At 67.9% G+C, this 17,864-nt stretch carries 13 protein-coding genes; 3 read left to right on the top strand and 10 right to left on the bottom strand.

The window, feature by feature from the left end; translation table 11 throughout:
* Positions 1–347: 347 nt before the first annotated feature.
* Positions 348–1,487, bottom strand: a complete 1,140-nt coding sequence (locus AC10V3_RS03425) for an HPP family protein (RefSeq protein WP_022533777.1) — start codon at positions 1,485–1,487, stop codon at positions 348–350.
* A gap of 128 nt (positions 1,488–1,615) precedes the next feature.
* Between AC10V3_RS03425 and AC10V3_RS03430 the strand changes: the two genes are divergently transcribed.
* Complete coding sequence (locus tag AC10V3_RS03430) at positions 1,616–3,373, top strand: chloride channel protein (protein WP_022533778.1); 1,758 nt, start codon at positions 1,616–1,618, stop codon at positions 3,371–3,373.
* A gap of 7 nt (positions 3,374–3,380) precedes the next feature.
* On the opposite strand, the gene AC10V3_RS03435 is transcribed toward AC10V3_RS03430, so the two are convergent.
* Entirely contained in the window at positions 3,381–3,803 is a 423-nt protein-coding gene (locus AC10V3_RS03435) for an Lrp/AsnC family transcriptional regulator (RefSeq protein ID WP_022533779.1), read from the bottom strand.
* 165 nt (positions 3,804–3,968) lie between these two features.
* Between AC10V3_RS03435 and AC10V3_RS03440 the strand changes: the two genes are divergently transcribed.
* Complete coding sequence (locus AC10V3_RS03440; protein WP_349605673.1) at positions 3,969–4,847, top strand: dimethylarginine dimethylaminohydrolase family protein; 879 nt, start codon at positions 3,969–3,971, stop codon at positions 4,845–4,847.
* A 37-nt stretch (positions 4,848–4,884) separates the two neighbouring features.
* Positions 4,885–5,967, top strand: coding sequence for an ornithine cyclodeaminase (gene ocd, locus AC10V3_RS03445; protein WP_022533781.1), 1,083 nt, complete (start codon positions 4,885–4,887; stop codon positions 5,965–5,967).
* A 68-nt stretch (positions 5,968–6,035) separates the two neighbouring features.
* Here ocd and AC10V3_RS03450 read toward each other — a convergent pair whose 3' ends face one another.
* The 8 genes from AC10V3_RS03450 to hutC form a co-directional block, all read right to left on the bottom strand.
* Positions 6,036–6,632, bottom strand: a complete 597-nt coding sequence (locus tag AC10V3_RS03450; RefSeq protein WP_022533782.1) for a helix-turn-helix domain-containing protein — start codon at positions 6,630–6,632, stop codon at positions 6,036–6,038.
* A 481-nt stretch (positions 6,633–7,113) separates the two neighbouring features.
* Positions 7,114–8,442 (bottom strand): sigma-54-dependent transcriptional regulator, encoded by a 1,329-nt coding sequence (locus AC10V3_RS03455; protein WP_349605675.1) that lies wholly within the window; start codon positions 8,440–8,442, stop codon positions 7,114–7,116.
* Positions 8,432–10,402: a sensor histidine kinase gene (locus tag AC10V3_RS03460; RefSeq protein WP_022533784.1), complete on the bottom strand. Its 1,971-nt coding sequence runs from the start codon at positions 10,400–10,402 to the stop codon at positions 8,432–8,434. Before AC10V3_RS03460 ends, AC10V3_RS03455 begins: the two co-directional genes overlap by 11 nt.
* 171 nt (positions 10,403–10,573) lie before the next feature.
* Positions 10,574–11,884 carry a dicarboxylate/amino acid:cation symporter gene (locus tag AC10V3_RS03465; protein ID WP_349605677.1) on the bottom strand — a complete coding sequence of 437 codons (1,311 nt, stop codon included), beginning with the start codon at positions 11,882–11,884 and terminating at the stop codon, positions 10,574–10,576.
* 563 nt (positions 11,885–12,447) lie between these two features.
* The gene (gene hutG / locus AC10V3_RS03470) at positions 12,448–13,413 is read right to left on the bottom strand and encodes a formimidoylglutamase (protein WP_022533786.1); all 966 of its coding nucleotides are present in this window, start codon (positions 13,411–13,413) and stop codon (positions 12,448–12,450) included.
* On the bottom strand, positions 13,410–14,708 hold the full coding sequence (locus tag AC10V3_RS03475; protein WP_349605678.1) for an MFS transporter: 1,299 nt from the start codon (positions 14,706–14,708) through the stop codon (positions 13,410–13,412). The genes hutG and AC10V3_RS03475 overlap by 4 nt, the downstream gene beginning before the upstream one ends.
* Positions 14,709–14,801: 93 nt before the next feature.
* A complete protein-coding gene (hutU, locus tag AC10V3_RS03480) occupies positions 14,802–16,475 on the bottom strand; it encodes a urocanate hydratase (protein WP_349605679.1) in 1,674 nt (557 codons plus the stop codon).
* A 665-nt stretch (positions 16,476–17,140) separates the two neighbouring features.
* Positions 17,141–17,842: a histidine utilization transcriptional repressor HutC gene (hutC, locus tag AC10V3_RS03485; protein WP_374063668.1), complete on the bottom strand. Its 702-nt coding sequence runs from the start codon at positions 17,840–17,842 to the stop codon at positions 17,141–17,143.
* Between the last annotated feature and the right edge of the window lie 22 nt (positions 17,843–17,864).

Raw genomic sequence — 17,864 nt, forward strand, 5'->3', positions numbered from 1 at the left:
GATACGGTGGTTAGAAGGCGGCCTACACCCTGCATGGGGATCGTTCAAAAGTCGGTGTACGTAGGCACCGTCACTGACTCACCTGGCGTAGCAGGCTCGAACCGCGGCCACGCCAAAACGGAAATCACCGCCGCCCGAACCACCCACGCCGCCTCCTTGATAAAAGGCCAGCCGCAGGCGACGCGCTTTTTGGTTACTTTTTGTCGCTCGGACAAAAAGTGACCCGCCCAGGAGGGCGGAACCAGGCGGTTCAAACAACGACAACATGTCACCAGCCGCGACAACATGTCACCAGCAGCGAGAGCCGCCGATCATCGACATACAAGACCGCAGCCCAGAGCCCACCTTCAACCCGGAACCGCCATCACGCCGCTCTTGAGCAGCGCGGCAACCAGGTCGGACTGGGTGACCATGCCGACCACGCGGCGGTGGTCGTCGATCACCGGCGCATGATGCAAGCCGCCGTCCGAAAACGCCTGCGCCAACTCCACCATCGGCTGTTCCGCCCGAGCAGTGACCACCGCACGCGTCATCAGATCCCGCACAGTCCCGGCCAGCCGCCGCGCCCCGGTATCCCGCTGCGCCGCAAAGAAATCACTCTGGGTGATGATCCCCTCCAACCGCCGGTTGGCGTCCACCACCGGCAAGGCCTTGATGCGGTGCCGCGACAGCAGGTGGCCGGCTTCATGGGCGGGCTGGTCGGGCCGCACCATGACCACGTCGCGCGACATGATCTCGCCGCACAGCACGTTGCCGAAGTGACGGCGGTAGGCGCGCAACTGCGCGGCCACCAGGATCTGCTCGAGGTCGTCTTCTTCGATGTCGAGGAATTCGCCACGCTGCTGCAGTGCCGCGTCCAGGTCGGCACGGGTGAAACCCACGCGCTGGGTTGGCGGCACGTCCTTGGTGCCATGCTGCATCGCAGGCTCCGGCGGGCGGTGCGGGTAGCGCCGCTGCGACAGGTTGTTGAAGGCCAGCGCCATCAACAACAGCAGCATCGAATTGAACAGCACCGGCACCACCACGAAGCCGAAGCCCAGCGCACTGACCGCCGGCCCGCCGAACACCGCGGTGATCGCGACGGCGCCGCTGGGCGGATGCACGCAGCGGAACTGGAACATCAGCGCGATCGCCACCGCCACGGCGGTCGCGGCGGCCAGCCCGGGATCCGGGATCCAGCGCGCGCAGGCCACGCCGACCAGCGCAGCCAGCAGATTGCCGCCGATGATCGACCACGGCTGCGCCAGCGGACTCGACGGCACCGCGAACAGCAGCACTGCCGAGGCGCCCATCGGCGCGACGAACCAGGGGTTGAAGCCACCCAGGGTCTGGTGGCTGATCCACTCTGTGCAGAACAGGCCGAGCAGGGCGCCAATGCAACTCTTGAGGCGCTCATGGCGGTTCGCGGCGACCGGCAGCGGGACGAAAGTGCGTAACCAGGCACGGGCATTCTGCGCCAGGGCGGAGACGGCGGGGGCGGTTGGCATTCTTGTGACGGGGGGCGCTTGGGAATGGTGCACGTAATATATCACGGGGTGATATATTCGGTCGCCTTTGGTGCAGCGCATCCCAACATTGGCGCATTTTGCACCGCACAAGAACAAGGAGCCCGCCAATGTCGTCCGCCGCACCGTCCGAAAAGCGCGACTACGCCGTCAACCGCCGCCTGCTGATGCTGTCCGTCATCGCGCTCGGCATCGGTGCGCTCAGCACCGTCGCGGCTGACGTGCTGGTCAACCTGATCCGCTTCTTCACCAACCTGTTTTTCTACCAGACGCTGTCGCTGGCCGAGCGCTCGCCGGCCGGCCATGCGCTCGGTGCGTGGGTGATCGCGGTGCCGGTGCTGGGCGGGCTGATCGTCGGGCTGATGGCCCGCTACGGCAGCGACAAGATCCGCGGCCACGGCATCCCCGAGGCGATCGAGGCGGTGCTGTTCGGCAAGAGCAAGATGTCGCCGCGCGTGGCGGTGCTCAAGCCGCTGTCTTCGGGCATCGTGATCGGCAGCGGCGGGCCGTTCGGCGCCGAGGGGCCGATCATCATGACCGGCGGTTCGCTGGCGTCATTGCTGGCGCAGTACCTGCACCTGACGGCGGGCGAGCGCAAGGCGCTGCTGGTGGCAGGCGCGTGCGCCGGCATGACGGCGATCTTCGGCACGCCGGTGGCGGCGGTGCTGCTGGCGGTCGAGCTGCTGCTGTTCGAGCTGCGCCCGCGCAGCCTGCTGCCGGTGGCGCTGGCGTGCGCAGTGGCGGGCTTCCTGCGCCCGCTGTTCTTCGAGGCGGGCCCGCTGTTCCCGCTCCAGACCGCCGCGGCCGGCACGCCGGCGCTGGCCTCGTGCGTGCTGGCCGGACTGCTGTGCGGCGCGCTGGGCGCGGCACTGACGCTGGCGCTGTACCGCACTGAAGACGCGTTCTCGCGCCTGCCGGTGCACTGGATGTGGTGGCCGGCGCTCGGCGGGCTGGTGGTCGGCATCGGCGGCTATTTCGAGCCGCGCGCGCTGGGGGTGGGCTATGACGTGATCGGCGACCTGCTGAACAACCGCATCGCCATCGAGATCGCCGTGGCGCTGCTGGCCGTCAAGGCCCTGATCTGGATCGCGGCGCTGGGCTCGGGCACTTCGGGCGGGGTGCTGGCGCCGCTGCTGATGCTGGGCGCGGGACTGGGCGTGGTGCTGGCCCCGTGGCTGCCGGGCGGCTCGCCGCAGCTATGGGCGCTGGTGTGCATGGCCGGCGTGCTCGGCAGCGTGCTGGGTGCGCCGCTGACCGCGATCGTCTTTGCCTTCGGCCTGACCCATGACACGCAGGCGCTGCTGCCGCTGCTACTGACCACGGCGGTGGCGTACGGCTTCTCGGTGCTGACCATGAAGCGCTCGATCATGACCGAGAAGATCGCGCGGCGCGGCCTGCATATCTATCGCGAGTACGGCGTCGATCCGCTCGAGCGCGCGCACGTGGGCGAGCTGATGACGCGCGAGGTGGTCGCCATCGACGCCGACCTGCCGGTGGCCGAGGCCATGGCGCGCTATTTCGGCGAGCATGCCGCGCATCGCGCCTATCCGGTGGTGGCGGACGGGCGCGTGCTCGGCATGCTGGAGCGGAGCGCGATCCGGGGCCTGGCGGCGGGCGAGGTGCCGCAAGGCATGCGCTGCCGCGACCTGCTGACCACCCCAGCCCATGTGCTGCTGCCCGGCCAGACCGCGCGCGCCGCCGCCGGCAGCATGGCGGCGCTGAGCGTGGCGCGGCTGCCGGTGGTGGAGAGCGTGGAGACCATGCGCCTGGCCGGGATCCTGTCGTTGCGCGACCTGCTGCGCCCCAGCGGTCATGTGCACCATGAGGAATCGCGGCGCGAGCGCCTGCGCGGGCGCGTAGCGGCCTGAGCGTCGCCTACAGCTTGTAGGTCGACAGCAGGATGCTGGTCTCGGTGGCGCTGATGCCGTCGATCAGCCGGATCCGGTCCAGCGTGCGGTCAAAGGCCTCCAGGTTGTCGGCGCGCAGCTCGGCAATGATGTCCCAGCGCCCGTTGGTAGTGTGCAGCGCCTGCACGTTGGGCTCGCCGCGCAGCGCCTGCAGCACGGCGCGGGCCTTGTTGCCTTCCACGGCGATCGTCATCCATGCGCGGATCCGGTGTGCCTCGGCCTCGGGCCGCAGGCGCACCGTATAGCCGACGATCACCCCTTCCTTTTCCAGCTTGTCGATCCGGTTCTGCACGGTCGCGCGCGACACGCGCAGCGCCTGGGCCAGCGCGGTGACGGGCGTGCGCGCGTTGTCGCGCAGGAGTGACAGGAGCTGGTGATCGGTGGCATCCATGGCAGGCGAAAAGGGGTTGTTGGCGATTTGCCAAAGTGATCTGGCGATTTGCTGAATGGTAGGCGCAAATTGCGCATATTGCTGGCTATTAGTTAGCGCCAGCCTGCCCGAGAATTCAATCGACCGAATTCTTTCCCAACCGCCATCACGAAAAAAGGAGCCACCGTGATCAACACCCCCACGATCCTGCTTGTCGAGCCGACTTTCTACGACGTGTCGTACAGCATCAATCCGTGGATGGACCCGGCCGCCTGGGCGCGCGACCCGCGCGGCATGCACCGCAGCGCCATGGAGTCCTTCGATGCGCTGCGCGAGGCGCTGGCCCGGGCCGGCTTTGCGGTGGAGGTGGCCGCCGGCGCGCCGGGGCTGCCCGACATGGTGTTCCCGGCCAACGCCGCGGTGGTGCTCGACGGCCGCGCGCTGCTGGCGCGCTTCCGCTACCCGCAGCGGCGCGGCGAAGAAGCCCCGTTCGGCACGATCTTTGGCGCATTGCGCGAGCGCGGCCTGCTCGACGAGGTCGCGCTGCTGCCCGAAGGCTGTTTCCAGGAAGGCGCGGGCGACTGCATCTGGGACGCCAGCCGCGGCCATTTCTGGGCCGGCTTCGGGCCACGCTCGTCGCACGAGGCGGCCACCGCCGTATCGAACTACTTCGGCAAGGACGTGGTGGCACTGGAACTGGCCACCGAGCAGAGCTACCACCTCGACGTGTGCTTCTGCCCGCTGTCCGGCGGCGAAGTGCTGTACTACCCGCCCGCCTTCAGCGAAGCCGCGCTGCGCGAGCTGCGCGCACGCGTGCCGGCACGGCTGCGCATCGAGGCCACCGCGGACGACCTGCGCCACTTCAGCGTCAATGCGGTCAACCTGAACGACCAGGTGGTGATGACCCGTACCACGCCGCACCTGCGCACGGAACTGGGCCGGCGCGGCTACACGCTGCACGAGGTCGACCTGTCGCCCTTCATGCTGTCCGGCGGTGGCGCGTATTGCATGACGCTGCGGCTGGACCGCAGCAGCGGTCCGGGCATCGCCGCGGTGGCCGCCTGAAAACCACGCACGGCACAGACAGCCCATGGAGACAATTATGAAAGATTCCGCCCGGTCGCTGTTCCTCGACGCCAATGACGTGGCCCGCCTGGTGGCCGCCATCGGCGCGCAGGCCGCCATCGTGCAGATGGCCGAGCAGGTCCGGCAGGACTTCCTGCGCTGGCATGCCTTTGACAAGTCCGCGCGCCTGGCCAGCCATTCAGCGCGTGGCGTGATTGAGCTGATGCCCGTCAGCGACGGCATCCAGTACGCGTTCAAGTACGTCAACGGCCATCCGCGCAACGCGCAGCACGGCATGCCCACGGTGATGGCGTGCGGCCTGCTGGCCGAAGTGGAAACCGGCTTTCCGCTGATGCTGGCCGATCTGACGCTGGCCACCGCGCTGCGCACCGCGGCTACCTCGGCCCTGGCCGCGCGCGCCATGGCCCGGCCCGGCGCGCACAGCATGGCGCTGATCGGTAACGGGGCGCAGGCGGAATTCCAGGTACTGGCGTTTCACGCCATGCTGGGTGTGCGCGAGATTGTCGCCTATGACATCGATCCGGCCGCCACGGCACGGTTGATGCGCAACCTGTCAGGTGTTCCGGGGCTGGTGATCCGTCCGGCCGCGTCGACAGAGGCGGCGCTGGCCGGCGCCGACATCGTCTCCACCGTCACTGCCGACAAGACCCGCGCCACCATCCTGACGCCGGCTATGGTCCGTCCGGGCATGCACCTGAACGCGGTCGGCGGCGACTGCCCTGGCAAGACCGAGCTGCATCCGGATATCCTGCGTCACGCGCGCATCGTGGTGGAGTACGAACCGCAGACCCGCATCGAAGGCGAGATCCAGCAGCTGGCGGCGGAGTCGCCGGTGACCGAGCTGTGGCAGGTGCTGGCCGGTCATGCGCCCGGACGCGCCACAGCGGAGGAGGTGACGGTGTTCGATTCAGTGGGGTTTGCGCTGGAAGACTATGCCGCGCTGCGCTGGCTTTACGCCGCGGCGCACGCGCACCGCGTGGGCAGGGCGGTGGAGCTGGTGGCGATGCCGCCCGACCCGCGCAACCTGTACGGCTGGATGATGGCACAGGCCGACGGGCAAGCGGGGCTGGCACCGCCGCGCCACGTGGCGGTGGCCTGAGGCCAACGGCAAACAGGGGCCTGCGTGGCCCCTGGTCTCTTCTTGTTGACCGATGGCGCTGCGCAGCCTCAGGGGGCGCGCCCCATCATCAGCTGTGCGCGCAGGAAGCCCTTGACCTCTTCCAGCGACGGCGTCTTCAGGAACACCATGATGCCCCAGTGCTGCAGCGCGTCGGCCACGCCGTCATAGGCCTGCCGGTTGGTGATCACCGCAAAGATCACGTGCTGGCTGGCAAAGAAGTTCTGCAGCTTCTCGATGGTGGCCGACTCGTTGTCGTTCAGTTCGTCGACGTAGTAGAGCACCACGCGCGGATGCTCGCTGACTGAGGTGATGACGGTGTCGAGCACGTCATCGACCACCACGCTCTTGAGCGGCAGCCCCCACTTGCCGAGCTGGCCGTGGATGCGTTGCGCTTCCTGGTGGTTGGGATGGAACACCACCAGGTCCAGGCCGTGCGGCGATGCCGGTTCGTGGCCGATGCGCGTCGCCAGCAGGCGATGCACGGTTTCCTTGTGGATGCGCCGATGGCCGCCGTTGGTTTTCCACGCGCCGAGTTCGCCGCGTTCGACCATCTTTTGTACGGTGCCCAATGAGACATTGAGCAGTTTTGCCGCTGTTCGCGTGCTGTAGTAAGGCTTTTCAGCCAGTGCCGGATCCAGTTTCATCCAATCACCCGTAGTCCTGAAGGCAGTCGCGCCGGGAGGGCGCGCGTGGCGCCAGGCACCTGCGCCGCGTGTTCGTTACTGCCAATGGTTGACTGACCCTGTGTCCTGGCCCGCTCCCCGCCGGCCGGACGGCTGTTTATTTTTGATTTGACGTTTTTGTCATTTCCCGGGGTTGCAGCTATTTCCGCAACTTGCATTGCCTCGGGTCCGGATTTGCCGGAAGCCCATAATATGCCGCAAAGGCAAGTCTATTAGTAAGAAAAAACTATATTCCGTCGCACCTTTGTACTTCACCGCACATTTGTACCGAGGGGGTGTGGGGCAGCGACAGTAACGCAGACACCGGCGTGCCGAGGTGGTTCCCCGGCGCGCCGCAACGCCCGCGGCCGCTGTCCGAAATTCAGCAGTCGCTTCAGAAATGTCTTGTCATGCCGTGATGGATCGCCGGCAGCGAGGATGCAGGGCCAGGTTTACTGTTGGCTTACAACCCGTGCAACCCATATTTGCGCACCTTGTCGAACAGCGTGGTCTTGGCCACCCCCAGCGCTTCGCTGGCGCGGCTCAGGTTGCCGTCGTGGCGCCGCATGGCGTCGGCGATCAGCGCGCGCTCGAACTGCTCGACCGCCTGCGCCAGCGGCAGGGCCTCGGGTGCGGTGGTGCCGTGGCCCGGGTTGCAGCCCAGCCCCAGTACGTGGCGCTCGGCCAGGTTGCGCAGCTCGCGCACATTGCCTGGCCACGGGTAGGCCACCAGCGCGGCCAGCTCGGCTGGGGTGGCCGGCACCGCCTCGCGCCCGAAGCGCAGCGCGGCCTGCGCGACAAAGTGTTCGAACAGCGCCGGCACGTCTTCGCGCCGCTCGCGCAGCGGCGGCAGTTCCAGCGTGATCACGTTCAGGCGGTAGTACAGGTCCGCGCGGAACTGGCCGGCATCGGACAGCAAGCGCAGGTCAGCCTTGGTGGCGGCCACTACGCGTGCGTTGACCGGCACCGGCTGGTTGGAGCCGAGCCGTTCCACCACGCGCTCCTGCAACACGCGCAGCAGCTTGATCTGCAACGGCATCGGCATGCTCTCGATTTCATCGAGGAACAGGGTGCCGCCCTCGGCATGCTCGATCTTGCCGATGCGCCGTCGCGCAGCGCCGGTGAACGAGCCCGCCTCGTGTCCGAAAATCTCGCTTTCGAACAGCTGCTCGGGCAGCCCGCCGCAGTTGATCGCGACAAAGTTGCGCGCCTGGCGCTGGCTGGACTCGTGCAGGCAGCGCGCCACCAGTTCCTTGCCGGTGCCGGTCTCGCCGTGGATCAGCACGTTGGCGTCGGTGCCGCCGAGGTCGGCGATCAGGCGGCGCAGCCGCTCGACCGCAGGCGAATGGCCGATCAGGCGAGTTTCGAGTTTCTCGCGTCCGGCCAGGCGATCGCGCAGTTCTGATACTTCCAGCGCCAGGCGGCGCTGTTCCAGCGCGCGCCGGGTGGCGTCCACCAGTTGCTCGGGCGAGAATGGTTTTTCCAGGAAGTCGTAGGCGCCTTGCTTCATCGCCTGCACCGCCAGGCCGACGTCGCCGTGGCCGGTGATCATGATCACCGGCAGCGCCGGGTCGCGCTCGCGCAGTTGCGCCAGCAGCGCCATGCCATCCTGGCCGGGCAGGCGGATGTCGCTGACGACCACGCCCGCATAGCCGGGGCCGACCTCGCGCAGCGCGGCCTCGGCGCTGCCGACGCCGCGCGTGGCGATGCCTTCCAGGCGCAGCGCCTGCTCGCAGCCCAGGCGCACGTCGGCATCGTCCTCGACGATCAGTACGGTCAGCTCAGCCGGCATGGGATGCGTCCTTGGAGGTGGCGTCCTGCGGCGCCAGCGGCAGCACCAGCGTAAAGCAGGCGCCGCCGTCGGGGTGGTTGGTGGCGGACAGGCTGCCGCCGCTTTCATTGAGGATGCCGGCCGACAGCGTCAGGCCCAGCCCCAGTCCCTGCCCGGCGGGCTTGGTGGTGAAGAACGGTTCGAACAGCCGCGCGAAGGCGTCTTCCGACAGGCCCGAACCGTTGTCGCGCACGGTCAGGTGGACCATGCCTCCGCCGATGTGCGCGTGCAGCGCGATGCGTGGCCCGGGCTTGCCGGAGACGGCATCGAGCGCATTGCCGAGCAGGTTGACCAGCACCTGCTCGAGGCGGTTGGGATCGCACACCACCGCCAGCGTCGGGTCGATATCGCGCTGCAGCTCGGGCTGGACCGCGTCCACGCGGGTCTGCAGCAGGAACAGCGCGTTGTCCACCGCCTCGGCCAGCCGGGCCTGGCGCTTGCCATTGCCGGACTTGCGCGCGAACGACTTGAGCGCGCCGGTGATGCGGCCCATGCGTTCGACCAGGCCGATGATGGTGTCGAGGTTGGCGCGCACCGTGCCATAGTCGCCACGCTCGAGAAATTTGCCGGTATTGCCGGAAATGGTGCGCAGCGCCGCCAGCGGCTGGTTCAGCTCATGCGCGATGCCGGTCGACATCTGGCCCACCGCGGCCAGCTTGCCGGCCTGCAGCAGCCCGTCCTGCGCCTGGCGCAGCACGGTCTCGGCGCGGATGCGCTCGGCCACCTCGGCCTGCAGGCGCTGGTTGGTGGCGGACAGGTCGGCGGTGCGCTCGGCCACCTTGCGCTCCAGCTCGCTGTTGGCCGCTTCCAGCGCCGCGCGCGCCGCCAGCCGTTCGTTGACGATGCGCCGGCGCACGTTCCAGGCCGCGCCCAGCAGCAGCACGAAGGCGGTCAGCACGCCCGCCAGCGCGGCGGTGTTGAGCGCGGCCACGCGCGCCTGCGAGGTATTGGTCAGCAGCGTCAGTTGCCAGTCGGTGCCGGGCAGCGCGGCGTGCTGCGCCAGCATCGGCGGGCCGCGGCGCAGGCGCACCAGTTCATCGCTGCTGCCGCCATTGCCATTGGCGAGCTTGCGCACTGTCTCCAGCGGCAGTTGCGGCAGCGGGGCGCGGTTGTATTGCAGGCTGCGCGACAGCCGCTCGCGCGCTTCGGCCGACAGCGGGCGCAGCGCGGCCAGCTTCCACGACGGGTCCGAGGCCAGGATCACCACGCCGTTCTCGTCGGTCAGCAGCATCTGGCTGTCGGCGCCCTGCCAGCGGTTCTCCAGCGGCTCCAGGCCGATCTTGACCACCGCCACGCCGGCCGGATTGTCGCGCTCGCCCAGCGGCGCCGACAGGTAGTAGCCGGATTCGCTGCGCGTGGTGCCCACGCCGTAGAAGCGCCCCAGCTGGCCGTCCATGGCCGCGCGGAAGTAGGGGCGGAAGCTCAGGTCCTCGCCCAGGTAGCTGTCGGGGCGCTGCCAGTTGCTGGTGGCCAGCACCTTGCCGTGCGCATCCAGCACGTAGACCACGCGCGTGCCGGCGCGGGTATTGAGGGCGGCGAGATAGTCATTGGCGCGCGCCGCGCGCGCGGGGTCGTCCGGGCGCAGCAGCAGCGCGGCAATGCGCTCGTCCAGCGACAGCAGGCCGGGTACGTAGTCGTAGTGCGCCAGTTCGCTCTCCAGCGCCTGGGTGTACAGGCGCAGCTGCACCTGGCCACGCTCGGCCTGGCGCGCCAGCGCGGTGTCATAGCTGTAGCGGTAGCCGAGCGCGCCCGCCAGGCCCACCAGCAACGCCAGCGCCAGCAAGGCCAGCAGCGGGGCAGCGCCGCGCAGGCCGTGGGGCAGGCGCGCCAGGCCCGGGGCGCCGGCAGTGCCGGCAGCGGACGCTGCATCGGAGGAGGGCGAGCGGGTGGTGCCGCCGGGAGGGTGTAGCGGGCCGGTCATCAGGTGTTGGGTAAGGCAGGTGGCATAGCCGCCGCGCCGCAAGCAGGTGGCGAGGGGGCCGGCGCGGGTGCCTACTTTTACCACACCGAAGCGGCCAGTTCCTGCGCGCGAATGCAAAAAGGCCCGGTTGCCTCGTCGGCAACCGGGCCCTGGCACGCCTGGCGGACGCTGTTACTTGCCCGCCACGACCTGGACAGATGCCAGGCCGGTGGTGGTATCCGCGACGGGTTCATCCTCCTCGGACGGTACCGGCGCGCCGATGGCGCCTTCGCTTTTGGCGACGACGGCGGTGGCAATCGCATTGCCCAGCACATTGGTCACGGTGCGACCCATGTCGAGTACGTGGTCGATGCCCAGCACCAGCAGGATGCCGGCTTCCGGCAGGCCGAACATCGGCAGCACGGCGGCGACCACCACCAGCGAAGCACGCGGCACGCCGGCGATGCCCTTGCTGGTGATAAGCAGGACCAGCAGCATGGTGATCTGCTGGGTCAGCGACAGCTCGATGCCATACACCTGCGCCACGAACAGCGCGGCGAACGAGGTGTACATGATCGAGCCGTCCAGGTTGAACGAGTAGCCCAGCGGCAGCACGAAGTTGGTGATGCGCTCCTTGACGCCGAAACGGGTCAGCTGGTCGATCACCTTCGGGTAGGCCGATTCGCTGCTGGCGGTGGCGAAGCCGATCATCAGCGGGGTGCGCATCTGCTTGAGCAGGCGGAACACGTCACGGCCCAGGAAGAAGTAGCCGCCGGCGATCAGCGCCACCCACAGCAGCGCCAGCGCCAGGTACAGGCTGCCCAGCAGCTTGGCGTACACGGCCAGCACGCCCAGGCCCTGCGCGGTGATCACCGCAGCGATCGCGCCGAACACGCCCACCGGCGCGAACGCCATCACGTAGTTGGTGACCTTCAGCATCACCTCGGCCAGGCCCTCGATGGCTTGCAGCACGGGCTTGCCCACGCCGTCCTTGACGGTGCCCAGCGCGAAGCCGAAGAACAGCGAGAACACCACGATCTGCAGGATCTCGTTGTGCGCCATCGCCTCGGCGAAGCTCTTGGGGAACATGTGGGCGATGAAGTCGCGCAGGTTCAGCGCGCCGGTCTTCAGGTTCGAGGCGGCGTCAGCGGCCGGCAACGGCAGGTTCATGCCGTGGCCCGGTTGCAGCAGGTTGGCCATCACCAGGCCGAGCAGCAGCGAGGTGATCGAGGCCGCGATAAACCACATCATCGCCTTCAGGCCGATGCGGCCCACGGCGCGGCCGTCGCCCATGCTGGCGATGCCGGCCACCAGCGTGGCGAACACCAGCGGCCCGATGATCATCTTGATCATCCGCAGGAACACGTCGGTCAGGATGGACAGGTGGTCCGCAATCGATTTGGCGGTGGCGGCGTCCGGCGCCATGTTGTGCGCGGCGGTGCCGACCAGCACGCCGAGCAGCATCGCAATGAAGATCAGGGTGGGCAGTCGATTCAGTTTCATCGTGGATCAGGCCTGTGCGTCCGTTCCCTCGCGAGTGTTGATGCAGGGGCGGGCGTCTGTATTGCGGGAAGGCTGGACGGCGTTTGGGGCGCCGGGCCGGCCGTGTGTTTTGTCAGCGCGGCAACAGGTGCCTGCGGTTCGCCGGGGCGGCGATCTGGGGGGTGGGCAAGGCGGGGTCAGTCATGTGTTTCCTCCATTGTTTTTTGGCATGGGCCGGGACGCTGGGAAACGTGCCGGCCGACCTGTTGGGCGCTGTTAGCGGCGGCCTATATTGCACGCGCCGTGCCAGCTGGGAGGGGTCTCGGCTGCCCTGCAACTCGTTGAATCAAAAGGAGAAAATGATGTGCTTCCGGCGCACAGTTCGGGAATCCGGACTGTCTTGCGAGGGTGGCGTTCGGAAACCCGAACGGCGTTCTAGGTGTTAACCCGTGGATTTGCGCAAGTCTGGCACGCAAGATTACCTGTTGGGGCGGAGCGGGAAGTGACGGGTGAGGCGCCCCCGCCGGGGCCGCCGGAGGGCGGTGGCGAGGGGCTTTGGGACGGCTGAAAAGGAGGGGTTTGCGCTAGCCGCCGAGCAGCCGATAACACAGCCGCGCCGCCACGCGCGCACCGCAGCCGTCGCGGTCATAGAGGGGATTGAATTCGGCGATATCCGCCACGCGCAGCTTGCCGCTGTCGCGCAACCGCGTGGTAATGGCCTCGACCACGGCGAGCGGCACGCCATAGGCAGCCGGGGCCGAGACCCCGGGCATCACGGCCGCCGGCAGCACGTCGAGGTCGATGGTGAGGTAGACGTGGTCGGCGTCGGCCACCCACTCGTCCAGCGCGGCCAGGCGTGCTTCGAGGTGGCGTTCCTGCATGTCGACATCCTCGACATAGCGCACGCCCAGCGCGTTGGCGCGTGCGAACAGCGAGGCGGTATTGCCGAGCCGGCTCACACCCAGGCAGGCATAGTCGAAGCGGTCGCCGCGGCGCAGGCAGTCGGTGGCAATCTGGTCGAACGGCGTGCCCGAGCTGCCGGGCCGGCTGCTGCGCAGGTCGAAGTGGGCATCCAGGTTGACGATCAGCACGCGGCCGCGGTCAGCCCGCGCATCCAGGTGCGCGCGCAGCCCTTGCCACGTGCCCCAAGCCACTTCATGACCACCGCCCAGCACCAGCGGGAACGCGCCCGCGGCCAGTTCGGCGGCGACCGCTGCGCCCAGCCGCTGCTGCGCGTCTTCCAGCGCATCGCCTTCGCAGTCGATATCGCCACCGTCGATAAAGCGGCCGATGCCGTGGGCCGGCACGCCGGCGAGCGCGCGGCGGATTTCGCGCGGACCGCCGGCGGCGCCGGGGCGGCCCTGGTTGCGCAGCACGCCGGCATCGCAGCAGAAGCCGAGCAGCACCGGCACGCCTGCCTCGCGCGCCGTGGCGCACCCCGCGACGATCTCGAACAGGCGGCGGGTGTCGCCCGCCTCGCCAGCATCGCGGCGGCCGCGCCAGACCGTATCCGGTGCCAGCGGCGCCGCCAGTGTTGCAAGCTCGCTCATTTCAAGCGGCGCCCCAGCGTTTCCGGCACCATCGCCAGCCCGATCAGCGACACCAGCCCGCAGCCGATCACGTACAGAGCCGGCGCATTGGCATCACCGGTGACCTGGATCAGCCGGGTCGAGAAATACTGCGCAAAGCCGCCGAAAATCGCGATCGCCACGCAATAGGCGATCGACAGCCCGGTGGCGCGCAGCCGCTGCGGCAGCACCTCGCTGACCAGCACCATCGAGGCCGGCGCGGTCATCGACATCGGCACCGACAGGCAGCCCACCACCACGAGCAGGCGCGTGAGCGACGGCTCGGCATTGATCAGCACGAAGGCCGGGTAGATCATCACCAGCAGCGCCACGCGCGACCACAGCACCACGGTCTTGCGGCCGATGCGGTCGCTCAGCCAGCCGGCGAACGGCGACAGCACCACCTGCACCAGCGCCGCGACGCACGCCGCCCAGATGCCCAGCGATAGCGGCATCTTCAGCACGCTGACCGCGTAGTTGCTGAGGTAGTACACGACGATATAGGTCGACGAGGCCAGGCCGATCATCAGCAGGATGCTGGCGATGATCTCGCGCCCGTGGCGGCGCAGCAGCGGCCATTGTGCGGCGTGCTCGCCGTGGCGCACGGGCGTGGCGGTTTCTTCCAGCCGGCGGCGGATGACGAGGCCGACCGGGATGACGAGGATGCCGATCAGGAAGGCGAGGCGCCAGCCCCAGGCTTCCAGTTCCGCCGGCGCCAGCAGATTGCTCAGCACCAGCCCGGTAATCGCGCCCAGCAGTGCAGCAAGTCCCTGGCTGAACGGCTGCCACGCGGTATAGAAGCCGCGCGTGCGGTCATCGGCGTATTCCAGCAGCAGCGCGGTCGATGCGCCCATCTCGCCACCGATGGCAAAGCCTTGCACCAGTCGCGCCACCACCACCATGATCGGCGCCAGGATGCCGATCTGCGCGTACGGCGGCGTCACCACGAAGATCAGCGAACTCAGGCCCATCAGCCACAGCGTCAGCGCCACCGCCGGCTTGCGCCCCGCGCGGTCGGCGTACATGCCGATCAGCAGGCCACCGAGCGGGCGCATCAGGAAGCCGACGCCGAAGGTGGCGAAGGACATCAGCAGTTGCCCGGTGGGATTGTCGACGGGGAAATAGAGGCGGCCGATCAGCGTCGCAAAGAAGCTGTAGACCACGAAATCGTAGAACTCCAGGCCATTGCCGATGGTGATGGCGGCAATGGCGCGCGTGCGTGACAGCTGCGGCTGCGGCGCCGCGACCGCCACGCCGGCGGTGGTGTCGATGGACATGGGTGTCTCCGTAATCCTAAAAGGGGGGAATGGAGTTGGCCGGGCGCGCTCAGCGGCCCGGCTCGGCACAACGGCTCTTGTCGGCCGCGGGGGTCAGTCGCGCAACATCGGCAGGTCCAGGCCCTGCTCGCGTGCGCAGTCGACGGCGATCTGGTAGCCGGCGTCGGCATGGCGCATCACGCCGGTGGCAGGGTCGTTGTGCAGCACGCGGGCGATGCGGGCGGCAGCTTCATCGGTGCCGTCGCACACGATCACCACACCGGAATGCTGCGAGAAGCCCATGCCGACGCCGCCGCCGTGGTGCAGCGAGACCCAGGTCGCGCCGCTGGCGGTATTGAGCAGCGCGTTCAGCAGCGGCCAGTCGGACACGGCATCCGAGCCGTCCTGCATGGCCTCGGTCTCGCGGTTGGGGCTGGCGACCGAGCCGGAGTCCAGGTGGTCGCGGCCGATCACGACCGGCGCCGACAGCTCGCCACTGCGCACCATCTCGTTGAACGCCAGGCCCAGCTTGGCGCGCAGGCCCAGTCCCACCCAGCAGATGCGCGCCGGCAGGCCCTGGAAGCTGATGCGCTCGCGCGCCATGTCGAGCCAGCGGTGCAGGTGCTCGTCATCGGGGATCAGTTCCTTGACCTTGGCGTCGGTCTTGTAGATGTCCTGCGGATCGCCCGACAGCGCGGCCCAGCGGAACGGGCCGATGCCGCGGCAGAACAGCGGGCGGATATACGCGGGCACGAAGCCGGGGAAGTCAAAGGCATTGGCCACGCCTTCTTCCTTGGCCATCTGGCGGATGTTGTTGCCGTAGTCGAAGGTGGGCACGCCCATCTTCTGGAACGCGAGCATGGCTTGCACGTGCGCGGCCATCGAGGCCTTGGCGGCCTTGACTACCACCGCCGGCTCGCGCTGCGCGCGCTCGCGATATTCGTCCCAGCTCCAGCCTGCCGGCAGGTAGCCGTTGAGCGGGTCATGGGCGCTGGTCTGGTCAGTGACCATGTCCGGGCGCACGCCGCGGCGCACCAGCTCGGGCAGGACTTCGGCGGCGTTGGCGCACAGGGCGATCGAGATGGCCTTGCCTTGCGAGGTGTAGCGGTCGATGCGGGCGAGGGCGTCGTCCAGGTCGGTGGCTTGCTCGTCGACGTAGCGGGTCTTCAGGCGGAAATCGATGCGGCTTTGCTGGCATTCGATGTTGAGCGAGCAGGCGCCGGCCAGCGTCGCGGCCAGCGGCTGCGCGCCGCCCATGCCGCCGAGGCCAGCGGTCAGCACCCAGCGGCCCTTCAGGTCGCCGTTGTAGTGCTGGCGGCCGGCTTCGACAAAGGTTTCATACGTGCCTTGCACGATGCCCTGGCTGCCGATGTAGATCCAGCTGCCGGCGGTCATCTGGCCGTACATGGCCAGGCCCTTGGCGTCGAGTTCGTTGAAGTGTTCCCAGTTGGCCCAGTGGGGGACCAGGTTGGAGTTGGCGATCAGCACGCGGGGGGCATCGCGGTGGGTCTGGAACACGCCGACGGGTTTGCCGGACTGGACCAGCAGGGTCTGGTTGTCTTCCAGGCGGGTGAGGGCTTCGACGATGCGGTCGTAGCATTCCCAGTTGCGGGCAGCGCGGCCGATGCCGCCGTAGACGACGAGTTCTTTCGGGTTTTCTGCGACCTCGGGGTCGAGGTTGTTCATCAGCATGCGCAAGGGGGCTTCGGTGAGCCAGCTCTTGGCGGTGAGTTTGGTGCCGCGGGGGGCGCGGATTTCGGTGTCGCGGAAGCGGGTGGGGGTGGTCACGGGGTGCTCCTTTGGGGCCTAGCTTTGGACGGGGCGGCGCACTGGGTTTTATCGGCGACGCATAGGCATGTATAGTCTTGTATATACAAGTATGGATGAATTGGGGTATTCCCGGATTTGGGGGTGGATTGGGGTGGTTTTTGGGTAGAGGTGGGAAGAGGTGTGCGCTACGGGTTACGTCTTGTCGATGCTCGACGGCCCGGCGCTGCTGGTGGTTCGGGCGGCGGTGATTTCCGTTTCTATGTGAGTGAGTGACAGTGCCTTGCGAAGGCCCACTTTTGAACGATCCCCATGCAGGGCGTAGGCCGCCTGCTGACTGGGGATCGCGTCAACGCCTACGGCTGCGCTGCGCGCGGCGCATCAGCTGGGGCGAGGCGCGCGCGCCGGGAAGTGCGTCGCTGCGCTCGCACAGCGACGACGCCGGTGACGGGCTCAAGAACGCTCGCGGAGTAGAACGCAGTCGGTGGGCGCCGCACGGAAACCAAAGCCCTCCGACCAGAAGCGCCCCCTTGATAGCCAGCCGCTCAGGCGACGCGCTTTTGGTCACTTTTGTCGCTCGGACAAAAGTGACCCGCCCAGGAGGGCGGAACCAAGCGGTTCAACAACGACAACATGTCACCAGCAACACGTGCCATCGATTATCGACATCCAAGCCCGCAAAACCGCTAAGACGTAAACCTCCCCTCCAACCTATGCAACGACCCCGGATGCACCAACCGCACCGACGTCACCACTCGCCCCGCAGACCACGTCCGCCGCCGAATCAGCAAACAAGGCTCGCCCCGCTCAATATTCAGCAACCCGCATTCCTCAGGCAACGCCAACACCGCCTCAACCACATGCTCGCCTTCAGTCAAAGGCGCCACGCGCGAGAGATATTGATAGGGCGTGTCCCGAGTGAAATCCTGCTCCAGATAATCCGGCGCCACCGCAGCATTGACATACCGATCCTCCAACTGAATCGCCACATCATCCTCGTAATGCACGATCACCGAATGAAACACCCGCTGATCCAGCGCCACATCCAAAGCCGCCGCCTGCGCCGGCCCGGCGCGCTCCTCACCCAGACTGATTACCCGCGCCCGATGCCGATGCCCGCGTGAAGCAATGTCATCGGCAATATTGTTGACCGCATACAGCGCAGTCCCCCGCTTGGGTTCGGCCACAAACGTCCCAACCCCCTGCAACCGCACCAACATCCCCTCCGCCGTCAACTCCCGCAACGCGCGATGCACCGTCATCCGGCTCACCCCAAGCGCCTCCACCAGCTCCGTCTCCGACGGCACACGATGATGGGGCGGCCAGCTACCATCAGCAATCTTGCTGCTGATGTGCTGCTTGACGCGCGCATAAAGCGGCGCCGGCATAGAGTCGGACACGAGCGACAAC

The organism is Cupriavidus sp. PB-02 (assembly GCF_058252315.1).